This is a genomic window from Shewanella sp. AC34-MNA-CIBAN-0136 (assembly GCF_040309945.1).
In the GTDB taxonomy this organism is placed as follows: Bacteria; Pseudomonadota; Gammaproteobacteria; order Enterobacterales; family Shewanellaceae; genus Shewanella.
On sequence record NZ_JBEOPJ010000022.1, the window covers coordinates 14,125 to 27,799 of the forward strand.

9 protein-coding genes are annotated in these 13,675 nt (G+C 41.0%); 4 read left to right on the forward strand and 5 right to left on the reverse strand.

Going from position 1 to position 13,675, the window contains the following annotated elements; translation table 11 throughout:
* Positions 1-88 precede the first annotated feature (88 nt).
* The 5 genes from AAEY94_RS18125 to pssA form a co-directional block, all read right to left on the reverse strand.
* A complete protein-coding gene (locus tag AAEY94_RS18125) occupies positions 89-364 on the reverse strand; it encodes a hypothetical protein (protein WP_011637386.1) in 276 nt (91 codons plus the stop codon).
* Positions 361-2,370, reverse strand: coding sequence for a RecQ family ATP-dependent DNA helicase (locus AAEY94_RS18130; RefSeq protein ID WP_350979498.1), 2,010 nt, complete (start codon positions 2,368-2,370; stop codon positions 361-363). Before AAEY94_RS18130 ends, AAEY94_RS18125 begins: the two co-directional genes overlap by 4 nt.
* Positions 2,371-2,505: 135 nt before the next feature.
* Positions 2,506-2,859, reverse strand: a complete 354-nt coding sequence (locus AAEY94_RS18135; protein ID WP_101088488.1) for a hypothetical protein — start codon at positions 2,857-2,859, stop codon at positions 2,506-2,508.
* 150 nt (positions 2,860-3,009) lie between these two features.
* Positions 3,010-3,813, reverse strand: coding sequence for a tRNA-uridine aminocarboxypropyltransferase (locus tag AAEY94_RS18140; RefSeq protein WP_335692331.1), 804 nt, complete (start codon positions 3,811-3,813; stop codon positions 3,010-3,012).
* 71 nt (positions 3,814-3,884) lie between these two features.
* On the reverse strand, positions 3,885-5,225 hold the full coding sequence (gene pssA / locus AAEY94_RS18145) for a CDP-diacylglycerol--serine O-phosphatidyltransferase (protein ID WP_101088367.1): 1,341 nt from the start codon (positions 5,223-5,225) through the stop codon (positions 3,885-3,887).
* Between the two features lie 717 nt (positions 5,226-5,942).
* Between pssA and dacB the strand changes: the two genes are divergently transcribed.
* The 4 genes from dacB (at position 5,943) to katG (ending at position 13,581) form a co-directional block, all read left to right on the forward strand.
* Positions 5,943-7,514, forward strand: coding sequence for a D-alanyl-D-alanine carboxypeptidase/D-alanyl-D-alanine endopeptidase (gene dacB, locus AAEY94_RS18150; protein WP_350979501.1), 1,572 nt, complete (start codon positions 5,943-5,945; stop codon positions 7,512-7,514).
* A gap of 285 nt (positions 7,515-7,799) precedes the next feature.
* Positions 7,800-9,212: a TonB-dependent receptor gene (locus tag AAEY94_RS18155; protein WP_335692329.1), complete on the forward strand. Its 1,413-nt coding sequence runs from the start codon at positions 7,800-7,802 to the stop codon at positions 9,210-9,212.
* Between the two features lie 391 nt (positions 9,213-9,603).
* Positions 9,604-11,151 carry a putative bifunctional diguanylate cyclase/phosphodiesterase gene (locus AAEY94_RS18160; protein WP_350979503.1) on the forward strand — a complete coding sequence of 516 codons (1,548 nt, stop codon included), beginning with the start codon at positions 9,604-9,606 and terminating at the stop codon, positions 11,149-11,151.
* A 243-nt stretch (positions 11,152-11,394) separates the two neighbouring features.
* Entirely contained in the window at positions 11,395-13,581 is a 2,187-nt protein-coding gene (katG, locus tag AAEY94_RS18165; protein WP_350979505.1) for a catalase/peroxidase HPI, read from the forward strand.
* Positions 13,582-13,675 lie beyond the last annotated feature (94 nt).

The window sequence follows — 13,675 nt, forward strand, 5'->3', positions numbered from 1 at the left end:
GTTGAATCACATTGAGAAAAGCTCAAATGATCCACTCTTAATACTCAGCACACCGAGACAATCGTGTGCTGAGCTTAATCGATTAGATTTAGTAACGGCGAACCCTTACCACTTGCATTATTTCAATTTCAAATCCACCCACGACTTCTTTTGCCGGGTAGTAAATTAAATTGACTTTATGATCTAACAAACTCTTGAAACGCTGAGGTCGCTTGTATTTAAATGGCACATCGCAATCTTTAATCATTAACGTTTGAACCACCCATTCTCCAACTTGCCGTTGAATATGGGACACCACCGTCACGCCTTCACTTTGTATTAACTCACCGTGTCGCTCTAACAGTATTTTAGGAACCGGTTTCATGAATTTACCTTCTTAACAGTATCCAGAATATCTTGATATCGATAAGCACTAAAACGTCCAAAGCCATCTAGTTGTTTAACTTTCAAACGACTAAACATTGGCATTATCATACCAGCAAGAAATTTAGCCTGCGTGGCAATGGTTGGAGTGGGTAACGATTTTGCTCGAGCCACTAAAATTAACGGTTCAAGCAATGTTGTCACTGTGGCCGAGTCTGGTAACGGAGCCACAGCCTGTTTGGATAAGACGGCAATTTGCCCACGACAAACGCTGCAGTGACCACATACTTGTGGCACCGAGTGGTCATCAAAATAGTGAGCTAAATTTGCACTTAAACAACGATCAAGTTCAAAAAAATCGACTAGCTTACCAATCCGCACAATCTCTTTATGTTCATTCTCACTAAAATATTGACTGAGTTGCTGGGTCAATTGTTGTAATTGCTGCGGTGTCGCTAATGCCTGCTGTTGTACATCATACACTTGAGTGATTTTTTTTGTCTCAAGAATTATCAAATTCTGTTCAGCTAAATAGTCTAATGCCGCAACAACTCGTTGTCGTTCACAACCATGTTGTTGATATAAACTGTCAAAATCCAGTTGTCCCCACACCTTTTTAAACTGCGTATGGGCAAATACCTGACTCAAGAATTGCTGGCGCTGATCGTTAAACCGACTGAGGATGGCTTGCTGGTCTTCCACAAACCGATATTTAAATTCAGCAAAATAAGCATAGCTTGGGCGGATCACGCCTAAAAGCTCTAACTGCACAAATAATGTTTTCAACGGCAATGAACGAATATTACATGCTGTGGACAATGGCGTTTCTTGTACTTCCCAGCGACCACTTTCGGTTTCAGCTGCAATAATGCCTAATAATTGACCTATACTATCGGCTTCAGGTGTATCACCGTAAACAAAATTTTCAACAGTATTTAATCCATCTAAATTTGCTAACGTCACACAATGGGCTAGCAAACCATCACGCCCTGCTCGACCGATTTCTTGGCTGTAATTTTCAATCGACTTAGGTAAATCAAAATGGATAACAAATCGAATATCTGATTTATCAATGCCCATACCAAAAGCAATAGTCGCCACTATCACTTGAATGTGGTTCTGCATAAATTGTTGTTGAATATGTTGTCGAACAGTTTGATCCATACCTGCATGGTACGCAGCAGCATTGATCCCTTGACTGATTAAGTGCGCAGCAACGTCCTCAGCGGTCTTCTGTAGGGTTACATATACTACGCCAGGACCTTGATAGTTTTTAACGGTATACGCGAGCTGAGTGAGCTTTTGTTGCTGATTAACCGCGACAACAGACAAATCTAAATTCGGCCGATAAAAACCGGTTTGCACCACCTGCTCTGGTATCAAACCAAAACGTTTAGCCATATCCAATTTTACTTGCTCAGTTGCCGTCGCTGTTAATAACAAACTTTGAGGGATTGAAAATTCTTGGCAATATTGAGGGATTTTTAAGTAATCAGGCCTGAAATTGTGTCCCCATTCTGAAATACAATGCGCTTCATCAACCACCAGCAACGAAATAGGGATTGACTTAAGAAATTGCCTAAAACGCTCATTTTTAAAACGCTCAACTGACACCATCAAAATTCGTGTACGTTGATCTCGTACATCGCGCATCACTTGTTGCGTTTGTTCATAAGTTAAACTTGAATCAATACTGGCGGCGGCGATGCCTTTACTGGCTAAAAATGCCAGTTGATCTTTCATTAAAGCCAGCAAAGGCGAAATAACTAAGGTTAGGTTGGGTAACTGTTGGGCACAAAACTGATAACACAAGGACTTACCTGAACCGGTAGGAAATATAGCTAACGCAGAATGACCGGCCAAAATGGTTTCAATAACGGCTTGTTGGCCTTCTCTGAACTCAGTAAAACCAAATTGTTGCTGCAACAATTGGTGTAGCGTCTGTTGATCGAAAAATGTTGGAGCGACGTCAGAAGTTGCTGCGTCACTATATGCTGAGGGAGTCATATAAAATCCTGTTATTAACCCCAAACAACATAGGATTATACGATAATTGATAAAACGGTAAGCCTTAGCACTATGGGGAGAGTTAAAGTACAGGCTAAAGTGCTATGAAAGGAATCTAAAACACATGAGCTACATTTACCGTTTACGGGCAATATATTGATTAATTAATTGGGTCAATTTATCTTCAAAACGCTCTTCTATGTCATCAAGGTCTTGATCAAACGAGCTAATAAACTTAACCGCTTTATCACGAGACAACACCTTACCTGCAAGGCTGTATTGAATTTCTATTAAGCTTTTGTCTAAGCGAGGCGCAAGAAACCAATGACACACATCAGCATTTAAGTTTACTAATGCTCGCTCGGCCACCTGGCAAAAAGTGTTGATATGCTCAGCACCATCTGGTCCCAAACAACCGGGTTCAAGACGACACAAAACAACTAATTTTTTAGTATTTATCTCTCTAGCACTGTTTATCAACTCTTCCATAATGTGTACGAAACGATCCTTAATAAAATCCTGCAGATTAGAATGTTGCTTAGGTAAAATTGATAACCTAATAGCGATAACTAACACCATTAACGTTCAGTTAGCATCACGTAATTTAACACAATATGCAACCGTTTGGCGCCGATTAAGCTATTTTTTACCGCCCTCATGACTAGCCTGTAATGCATGTTTAAAAGCATCAATAAACTCAGAAATTGGCGTTAAGGTTTCTTTTGCCCGACGGTTACGCCCAAGCAAGGAAGATTCTACGAATAAATCAAACCAAGTCGATAATGCTACACCATTTTGAGGCTCTTGAGCTGCGGTTAATGCCATTGCCGCGACTTCTGCTGTGCCCAGTTGAAAATCATGGCTGCCTTTACGCAGAGCGTAGGTTGCTAAGGTTTCAGGTGCAAATGAAAGCACTGGCATTTGTTGTAAATACGGGCTTTTACGATACATTTTAATGGCTTCACGCCAACTGCCATCAAGCATAACTAACAAAGGTATTTTGGTTATGCCCTGCTCAGTCGTCAACGAAGTGGCCGTTATTTGCTCAACGACGGCTTGATCGTTCTCAATATATTGTTGTGGGAAGACTAAAAATGGTTGATAAGTTGGATTAGACAATAAAGCCAACATTGCAGTATCGGTCTCGGTTCGAGTCCACAAAAACGCATGGGTATCAGGAATTAAGTCGGCAATCAGCCTACCACTATTGGTTGGTTTTAATACTTCATCGTTATACATAATCAACATAAAGCTGGTGTTGGTATTCAAGTATTGACGATGTTTACATGTGCAAAATAATTCACCCAAGAGACACAAATTACATCTAATAAGTTTCTTTCCTCGCGCGCCAAAGGGCTTTGTCGACAAGGATTTTCGATACTCATGCAAACGGTGAACCGCATGAATTGGCGCTTTAGTGGGTTTAGTCGGTAATTCTGACATTCTGCAACTCTAAGATGAAAAAAATTCATCACCAATGCTGGTGATGAACTGATAAACGCATTATGAGGAAATTATAGAATACGGCGTAATAAAAAGTCTGCTTTTAAACGGCGAATTCGATTCATTATTTTCTTCACCGGTTTAGGGTATTTCTGCAAAGTATCGATTTGGCTATAATGAAATAATCGCTCAGTGTGTAGCAAGATATATTGCTGCTCTTGAATAAACGACTCTTTCCAAGATCCTGACTCATCATGCAATAATAAGCCATTTTCTAAATCCAATGCCCACGCGCGTGGGTTTAGGTTCGAACCCGTTATCAGATGCTTTCGATTATCGGCACTGATGCCCTTCAAATGAAAACTGTTAATACCATCTTTCCATAAATGAATATTCAGTTGTCCGTTCTCAATAGCCCATTGCTGGTTTTTGGCAAATTTACGCAGTGATTGCTCGTACATGTACGGCAACGCACCAATCGTTGAAAAATCTTGATCCGGCGGAATGTAGAAGTCATTCGCCGTTTTGTCACCAACGACAATATCTATTTTTTTGCCATCACGCAGATGTCTTGCTAATGCACGAGTTAAAATCGTTGGCGGGTTGAAATAAGGCGTACAAATAAACAACTCTTTAGTTGATTCATCGACTAACTTAACAATAGTGTCATTTAATCCGTTGTTTTTTCTGCCTAAACCGATCAATGGCGTAACACGGTTACCCACTGTGGTAGAGGTATACTGATAACGGGCCTGAGATAGACGATGTTTAAAACTTTTTACATCGTTCTTTTCAGGGTTATCTTCATTGTCTGCAGCTTGACTTAATACACTTACGGCAGGATCGCTAACGATATTCTGCTTTATCATGTCACGCATACTGCGAGCCAGCTCAGGACAATCGATAACATGGTATCTATCGAAACGGTATTTTTCTTGCTGTTGTAAATAAATGTTGTTAATGCTCGCGCCACTGTAAATAACAGTGTCGTCGATGATAAAGCCTTTAAGATGCAGTACACCCATAAATTCGCGAGACTTCACCGGCACACCGACAATATCAAACGGATGCGTTGCTTGGTCCATTAATTGACGATATAAAATATAATTACCACTGTCGCCCTTTTGACCTATTAGGCCTCGGCGTGCACGATGATAATCCACTAACACTTTGATATCTAATTGTGGGTTTTGGTTCTTTGCGTCTAATAACGCCTGCAATACCTCACGGCCAGCTTCATCATCTTCAACATATAATGCTGCGATGTAAATTGAAGATGTTGCCGATGCAATTTTAGTTAGTAAGGCTTGCTTAAAATCTTTTGGCTTAAGCAACCAAGACACAGCATCTGCATTTAGGGCAATACCACCTAGCTTATCCAGCAAGGCATCCTCCTTAAAATGGGTGACCATTACCATAATCAGTAATGGGATCAAATTTAAAAAACATCACAGCGATATATTGTAATTGTAAGTACGCTGTTCATCTGTTTAGCAAGTAATACATGCCATGCTTACAGATTAATTGAGGGTATAAGTGACTTCAGAATAAGTAACGTCAACCTCAATTGATGATGTTTCTTTTAACGCAATATCGATAGAGCTAACGAGATAACCTTTACAATAATAAATATCATTGCTGAATGGTCTATCGTGGTCTGTCTATCCGCTCTAATCAACTTATATCACACCACAATATGCTGCAAAATAGAACTATTGCAGCTCTGAGGCATCTAATTCTGAAGATTAGTGAGCTTGGCGTTCTGTTAAGCTGATAGAAATTACCGACTAACAAGGTGATGAGCAAGATTTTTCTTACTTAGCTGCGGTTTTAGTACGCTTTTTTGTTGATAATTTGCGTAATAAAGCGAGATTGCTTGCTAACTAGTCAACTAAAGCGTCAATGATAATGAGTTAAACATTAATTCTAATTATCATAAATGAGGAAATATAACCAAAAAACATCAAATGCATATCAGCTAAGGATATCATCAGCTAACATAACCTATCGTTACTGAACTCTCACAATAGGCTTTTATGAATTCCTTTCTTTTTTGTCTCCCCCAGCCTCGTTTCTTTTATGAACAACCCTCTTTGCGGTTCACTCAAGCCTTATGTCTGCTAGGAGCATTGATTACCACAAGCCTGTTGAATGTTGCAATCGCAGCAGAAACACCCGACCAAGTAGCACTCAGTCAGCCACAAACAATTCATAGTGATAGTACTAACCAGCAACCTGCAGCATTGTATCTTGATAATATGCTCCAGTTACTAAAACCAACACATTCACAGCTCGGCATCACAGTATGGGACATGACGACTCAACAAACAGTATTTGAGTACAACAACCAATCGTTAATGCAACCTGCCAGTGTTCAAAAACTGTTAACCGCATTGGCTGCAACTAAACAACTCGGTAAAGACTTTACCTATCAAACCCGTTTAACTACGTTAGCAGAGCAACCTTTAGATAAAAGCCAAATTGATAATGGCATATATTCTGGCGACATTTACATAGAATTTAGTGGCGACCCAACCTTAAAATATCAAGATTTGCGACAGTTACTCGCCTCTTTAAGTCTGCTAGGTATCACTGAACTGACGGGCAATATTGTATTAACCAGTGAGCAAGATAGCCAACTGCAGGCACCTGGCTGGGTATGGGATGATTTAGGGATTTGCTACGCAGCGCCAATATCGCCTTTCATCATTGATAAAAATTGTGTCTATGGTCGATTAGCAACAACTGGCTACAATAAAGTGGCCAACATCACCATGATGGGAAACCGACCCATTGAAATCACCAATGATGCTTATTTTGTCACCCCAATCATCAACCGATCTGTTGCTAAGCCCACAGTGAAGACATTAACCGATGCGGTTGTTCTTCCTGCATATCTAACAGAATCAGTACCACAGTGTCAGTTAACGTTAAGCCGTTTCGATAATAATCGCTATCATCTTAGTGGCTGCCATGTCGGCGCTAAATCATTGCCTTTGGCAATAGCCATTACCGAACCACAACTGTACGCGCAACAGATTGTAGCCAAACAATTGGCTTCTTTAGGCATTGTGCATCAGCAACCCATTACAGCACAAAAAATGAAAACAGAACCGCAGTTTATGGCTCAAAGACAAGTGATCGCTAGCCACCAATCTGCAGCATTGCCTAAATTGCTCGAAACCATGTTGCTTAAATCAGATAATTTAATTGCCGACAGTTTATTAAAAAAATTGGGTGAGGTTTATTATCAAGCACCCAGTGATTTTGCCCGAAGTGGCCAAGCATTAAAAACCATTCTGTATTCTATTGGCATCGATTTATCAAATGCAAACATCGCCGATGGCTCTGGTTTGTCGCGCTATAACTTACTCACACCTGAGCACGTATTAAGTGTACTCACCACCCTATACCAACAACCTGAGTACCACTTTTTACTCGAGTTGTTACCAGAATCTGGTGTTAGTGGCACTTTACGCTATAAACGCTATTTCAATAAATCACCGTTGAAAAACCATGTGTTTGCTAAAACAGGCAGTATGTTGGGCATTGCAAACCTAGCTGGCAGAGTGAATGTCAGTAATGGTCATGATTATTTATTTGTTTTATTTGAAAATGGGTTAAGTCCACAGATTAAAAAACAACAAAAAGCGCCTTTTTCGGCGGTGTTTTTGCAAACCATGATGGATGTCCCAAGATAACCAGTACGAGAGATAGCCTGGACTCGAGAGAACATCACCATAGCCACCACATTTTGCTAAAACTGTGGCGGCTATCTTCTGTTTAATCTAAAAATAATGATTCTGGCCATCTGCATCGACGACCTGAGTAAAAATGCCACTATAAACATCAATAAAGTAACAATTAACGTAAAATCATCATTATATCGACACATTTTTCCTTTCAGCACTAGCGCATATTTCAACTTGCTATAACATTGTTAGCCGTAACCTTAAGATATGAATATTTTATCGTGTGGAGATAATATGGATAAGCAAGTCAGTTCGCGTGGCACCAAAGAAAAAGCCCTTCGTTTAAATCTAGACGAAAAAAAGTACGGCACCATTGTTGAAATTGGTGCAGGACAAGAAGTCGCACGTAACTTTTTTGTGGCTGGCGCTGCTGCGGGTACGATAGCGAAAACCATGTCGGCCTACGATATGAAATTTTCAGATGCCATCTATGGTGTCCAAGAAGATGGCCGTTATGTCAGTAAAGCTCGTGTGCTAGCGATGATGGAGCAAGAGTTTGATTTAGTGGTCGATCGTGTTGGAGCCATTCGCTCTAAGTCTTCACGATATTTTACCTATGCAGCTACTGTCTCAGCCAAGAGCTTTAATCGTAAAAACGAATGCCATGCATGGTGCGGGGTGCGTATTCAAATGTACCCTGGTGCTGAGCCGTCTAATATTATTGTCCATGTACGCATGTTTGATGACAGCGCTGAAGCACAACAACAAGCGCTGGGTATTTTAGGTGTAAACCTTATTTACGCCAGCTATTATTATTTTGAAGATCCAAAAATGATTATCGATTCGTTAACCGACAGCCTAAAAGCCAATCGGATTGAAATTGATTGTATCGACTTTCAAGGTCCCTACTTTGAAGATGTCGACAATCAAGCCAAGAATATTCATCTTATTCGCAGCTGGAAAACTCGCGCGATTATGTTCAAAGCCGATGGCAGTGTCGCGGTACCTGCCGATATGCTGTACAAAAAGAACGTGTTAACCATTCGTGGTTCATTTAAACCCATTACCAACCTTAATGTCGATATGATTGAGCAAGGCTACAAAGCCTTTTCGACATTAGAAGGGGTAACCGATAAAAATACCGTGTTAATCGCAGAAATATCACTGAATGACTTACACGGTAAAGATGCCAATATGACCGAGAAGGACATTATGGAACGGGTTAAATTGCTTAACTTATTAGGCTATAACGTAATGATTTCTGATTACACCCGCTATTTTTCATTACGTGCTTATTTTCGTCAGTACACCCAATTACAAATTGGCATTGTGGTGGGCATTGTTAACATTAAACAAATTTTTGATGAAGAATATTATCGTGGCATGGAAGGCGGCATTCTTGAAGCTTTTGGTAAGTTATTTCCTGATAATACGCGTTTGTTTGTCTACCCAGAGCGGGATGAAAAAGGCGAGCTAAATGACTTAACCAATGTCAGTGTGCCTAGTAACTTGCGTTATTTATTCCGCCACGTGCTTGATAACGGCTTTATCACCAGTATTGAATCAAGCAATCTTGATTTGTTTAATATTTTTTCTCGAGAAATTTTACAACAAATTTGTCGCGGTCAAGGGGAATGGGTTAACGCCGTACCCGAGGCCGTCAGTAAAGCCATCATGGAACAAAAATTATTTGGTTACCGCGGCTAATGAATACATATTGATTCTGTATAAGGCAAGATGTCATTGCGCGGTTAGATGTTTGATACCTCAACGTGCAATGACTAAATATGATGAGAATCGTCGTTAAATAATTGATTTCATTTTCTACTTTAAGTACGCAAAAACAACATTAGTACACTAGTATTTAAATGGTTAACCTATCTTGGGTTAGCCATTTACTTAACAGGCACCTTTTTTACGCTATTTTAAATACACTGTCCTTAATAAATCTACACGAACAACACACCTTCACAACAACATTTTACAGCAATCTTTAACAACAGCTCGCTCGTTTTATCGATTATCCTTCCCCTCTTACCACAGGAAATAGCGATTGTTGCAGATATTGGCTTTATCAATGCTTATTTTAGGACTCTGTATGCTGGTCTTTAGTTTAAGAGCAGTAAACAAAATTTGTGTTAAGGACAATAATACTGGCTGGCGAGTGCTTAGAGGATTGATCATCTTTTTCGTGCTGGGCTATACAGGGGTTTTTTATTACCTGTGTAAACAATCTGACTTGGCAATATCAGATGTCATTTTTTGCATCATCATGTTTTCTGGTGGCGGATTTGTTGTGTTGGTCACTCGACTGAGTTTAATGAGTTTGCTTAAAGTCGAAAAATTAGTCATCAATGAGCGCAGTAATGCGCTGCACGATAGCTTAACAGGTCTACCTAATCGACAATATTTAATGAACTCGTTAAGTCATCATGTCGATGTTGGACTGCCATTCAGCCTGTTGCTGATTGATTTAAACCGTTTTAAACAAGTCAATGATGCTTTAGGCCATTATTATGGTGACTTACTCTTAATTGAAGTCGGTAAGAGTGTTTCTGAACACTTACCCGATGATGCAGCGTTATTTAGACTTGGCGGAGACGAATTTGCTGTCATTGTCACTCAAGTAGAATTAGCTCAGGTTCAACACACCATTAACGCTATACACCAGGCGCTTGAAAAGGCATTTTGCATTGAGAGTTATGATTTATTAGTGGGCGCTAGCGTAGGATTATCTCACTATCCCAGCTACGCAAGTGAAATAGGTCAATTGTTACAGCAAGCCGATATTGCTATGTACTCAAGTAAAAAACTAGCCACCTTATATACCACCTATGATCATAGCCTTGAAACCAATGCCGCCGAAAAAGTGAATATCAGTGCTTTATTAAAACGCGCGATTGAACAACAGGAGTTTGAACTCTGGTATCAACCTATCATAAATCTTCGCGACAACAGCCTTTACGGCGTCGAAGCGCTTATTCGCTGGCCTCGTCCAGATGGCAGTTACACGCCCCCAAGTGTGTTTATTAATATTGCCGAACAAACTACCCTTATAAACCAAATAACCGGTTGGGTAATGCAACAAGTTGCAAAGGACGTTGAGCATTTTGAATCCTTGGGTTTGTCTTTGTGTATCCACCTCAATTTGTCCGCTAAAGATTTACAAGATCCAACCCTAATCAATAAAAGTGTGTCACTTGTTAACGGCAATCACTCATCGCAGAAGATAATGTTTGAAATAACCGAAAGTGCAATGATGACCAATGTTGCACAAGCTAAGGATGCGATGACACAGATTACCGCTGCGGGGGGAGCATTCAGTATTGATGATTTTGGAACGGGGTTTTCTTCGCTAGAACTACTGCGTGACCTTCCTGTTACCCAAATTAAAATTGATGGTTCATTTATCAACAGTATCCATCATAGCGATGCAGACTTGGCAATAGTAAAATCAGTCATTTTTCTGTCCCAACACTTAAATTGTAATGTTGTAGCAGAAGGCGTAGAGAGCAGTGAAACGGCGACATTACTAGCATCACTCGGTTGCGATCTCGCCCAAGGTTACTACTATAGTAAACCTATACCCATGTCATCTTTTGCCCACTATATTCAAGTACAACAATCAATGAGCACCGCAGTCTAACATCATAGTCTTTAATGACTTGGATCATGACTTACACCAAATTATTGGCCTAATCTCTATCAACATACTGTTCTATTATCGAACGATTTTTAACAGTCAGCATGACTAATCTTATTCATCAATAAAATCGATTAGCCGGACCGAAAAAAGTCGCTTTCATTCGTAGTCACAGTCAGTTAGCCTGTTATAGAAATCCAGTGATGCATAAAATTTATGCTATTTTTAGTGATAAAGGAACCTATCATGGACAAAGCACAACAAACCCAAGGCAAATGCCCAGTAAACCACGGCGGCAATACCACAGTCGCGAGCGACGTTATGGAGTGGTGGCCTAATGCACTTAATCTCGATATTCTTCATCAGCATGACAATAAAACCGATCCAATGGATCCTAACTTCGATTACCGCGAGGCGTTTAAAAGCCTCGACTTGTCTGCGGTAAAACAAGATCTCCACGCACTCATGACTGATAGCAAAGATTGGTGGCCAGCCGACTGGGGCCATTATGGTGGACTGATGATCCGTATGGCTTGGCACTCTGCTGGTACTTATCGTATAGCAGACGGTCGCGGCGGTGCAGGAACAGGTAACCAACGTTTTGCGCCACTCAACAGCTGGCCAGATAACGCCAATTTAGACAAAGCACGTAGATTACTGTGGCCAATTAAAAAAAAATATGGCAATAAGTTGTCTTGGGCTGATTTGATCATTCTCGCTGGTACCATTGCTTATGAATCTATGGGCCTAAAAACCTTTGGGTTTGCTGGCGGCCGTGCTGACATCTGGCATCCAGAGAAAGACATATACTGGGGTTCAGAAAAAGAATGGCTGGCAACAAGCGATACACCTAATAGCCGCTATTCAGGCGAACGAGATCTCGAAAATCCATTAGCCGCCGTAATGATGGGATTAATTTATGTCAATCCTGAAGGTCCTGATGGCAAGCCAGACCCACTGAGAACCGCTCAAGACATTCGTGTCACCTTTGAACGCATGGCAATGAATGACGAAGAAACCGTCGCGCTTACTGCTGGTGGTCACACTGTCGGTAAATGTCACGGCAATGGTCGTGCAGAAAAGCTCGAAGCCGCTCCTGAAGGGGCTGAACTCGAAGACCAAGGTTTAGGCTGGTTAAACAAAACAAGCCGCGGTATTGGCCGCGACACGGTAACAAGCGGTATTGAAGGCGCTTGGACAACCAACCCAACTCAGTGGGACAATGGCTACTTTGAGTTATTGCTTAACTACGAGTGGGAACTTAAAAAGAGCCCTGCTGGTGCATGGCAATGGCAGCCTATCGACATCAAAGAAGAGCATAAGCCTGTTGATGTTGAAGATCCATCGATTCGCCTAAGTCCTATCATGACCGACGCTGATATGGCGATGAAGATGGACCCAGAGTATAGAAAAATTTCAGATCGCTTTTATCAAGATCCAGCTTATTTCTCGGATGTGTTTGCTCGTGCTTGGTTTAAGCTTACCCACAGAGATTTGGGTCCTAAAAGTCGTTATTTAGGCACGGATGTACCTGCTGAAGAGTTAATATGGCAAGATCCTGTTCCACAAGTTGATTACAACTTAACCGAACAAGAAGTTACCGACACTAAAGCTAAGATTCTGGCCAGTGGATTAAGTATTGCTGAACTTGTAGCTACGGCTTGGGACAGTGCCCGCACTTTCCGTGGTTCAGATTTTCGTGGCGGAGCCAACGGTGCACGTATTCGTTTAGCGCCACAAAAAGACTGGCAAGGTAACGAGCCGACAAGGTTACAAAAAGTATTAGCGGTGTTAACCACTATTCAAGCAGGCCTAACTAAGCCGGTCAGTATTGCAGATTTAATTGTGCTCGGAGGATCAGCCGCAGTAGAGCAAGCTGCTCATGCTGCTGGCGTTAAGATATCGGTGCCTTTTGTTGCCGGACGTGGCGATGCAACGCAAGCTCAAACTGATGTTGAGTCTTTTGATGTGTTAGAGCCTCTACACGATGCATTTAGAAACTGGCAAAAGAAAGACTATATCGTTCAGCCAGAAGAAATGATGCTCGACCGTACTCAATTAATGGGGCTAACCGCGCATGAAATGACAGTATTGGTTGGTGGTATGCGAGTATTAGGAACCAACTACGACAACAGTCAACACGGTGTATTTACCGACAATGTTGGCGTGTTATCAAATGACTTTTTTGTCAACTTAACTGATATGTCGTACAACTGGAAGCCTGCAGGTAAAAATCTGTATCACATTGTGGAGCGCAGCACTGATAAAGTGAAATGGACTGCAACTCGAGTTGATTTAGTCTTTGGCTCAAACTCTATTTTACGTTCGTATGCAGAGATTTATGCACAAGACGACGCAAAAGAGAAGTTTGTTAAAGACTTTGTTAAAACGTGGACTAAAGTAATGAATGCAGACAGGTTTGACCTAGCCTAGTGACGACGGTTAGTCATAATGTATAGTTTGTAAAATAATATCGAGGGCGGAATGTATTATTCTGCCCTCGAATTATATTTGGTTAAATAGCTCA

Coding starts and splice junctions, on each gene's coding strand:
- AAEY94_RS18125 (WP_011637386.1), bottom strand. CDS start 364: ATGAAACCGGTTCCTAAAATACTGTTAGAGCGACACGGTGAGTTAATA.
- AAEY94_RS18130 (WP_350979498.1), bottom strand. CDS start 2,370: ATGACTCCCTCAGCATATAGTGACGCAGCAACTTCTGACGTCGCTCCA.
- AAEY94_RS18135 (WP_101088488.1), bottom strand. CDS start 2,859: ATGGAAGAGTTGATAAACAGTGCTAGAGAGATAAATACTAAAAAATTA.
- AAEY94_RS18140 (WP_335692331.1), bottom strand. CDS start 3,813: ATGTCAGAATTACCGACTAAACCCACTAAAGCGCCAATTCATGCGGTT.
- pssA (WP_101088367.1), bottom strand. CDS start 5,225: ATGGTCACCCATTTTAAGGAGGATGCCTTGCTGGATAAGCTAGGTGGT.
- AAEY94_RS18155 (WP_335692329.1), top strand. CDS start 7,800: ATGGATAAGCAAGTCAGTTCGCGTGGCACCAAAGAAAAAGCCCTTCGT.
- AAEY94_RS18160 (WP_350979503.1), top strand. CDS start 9,604: ATGCTGGTCTTTAGTTTAAGAGCAGTAAACAAAATTTGTGTTAAGGAC.
- katG (WP_350979505.1), top strand. CDS start 11,395: ATGGACAAAGCACAACAAACCCAAGGCAAATGCCCAGTAAACCACGGC.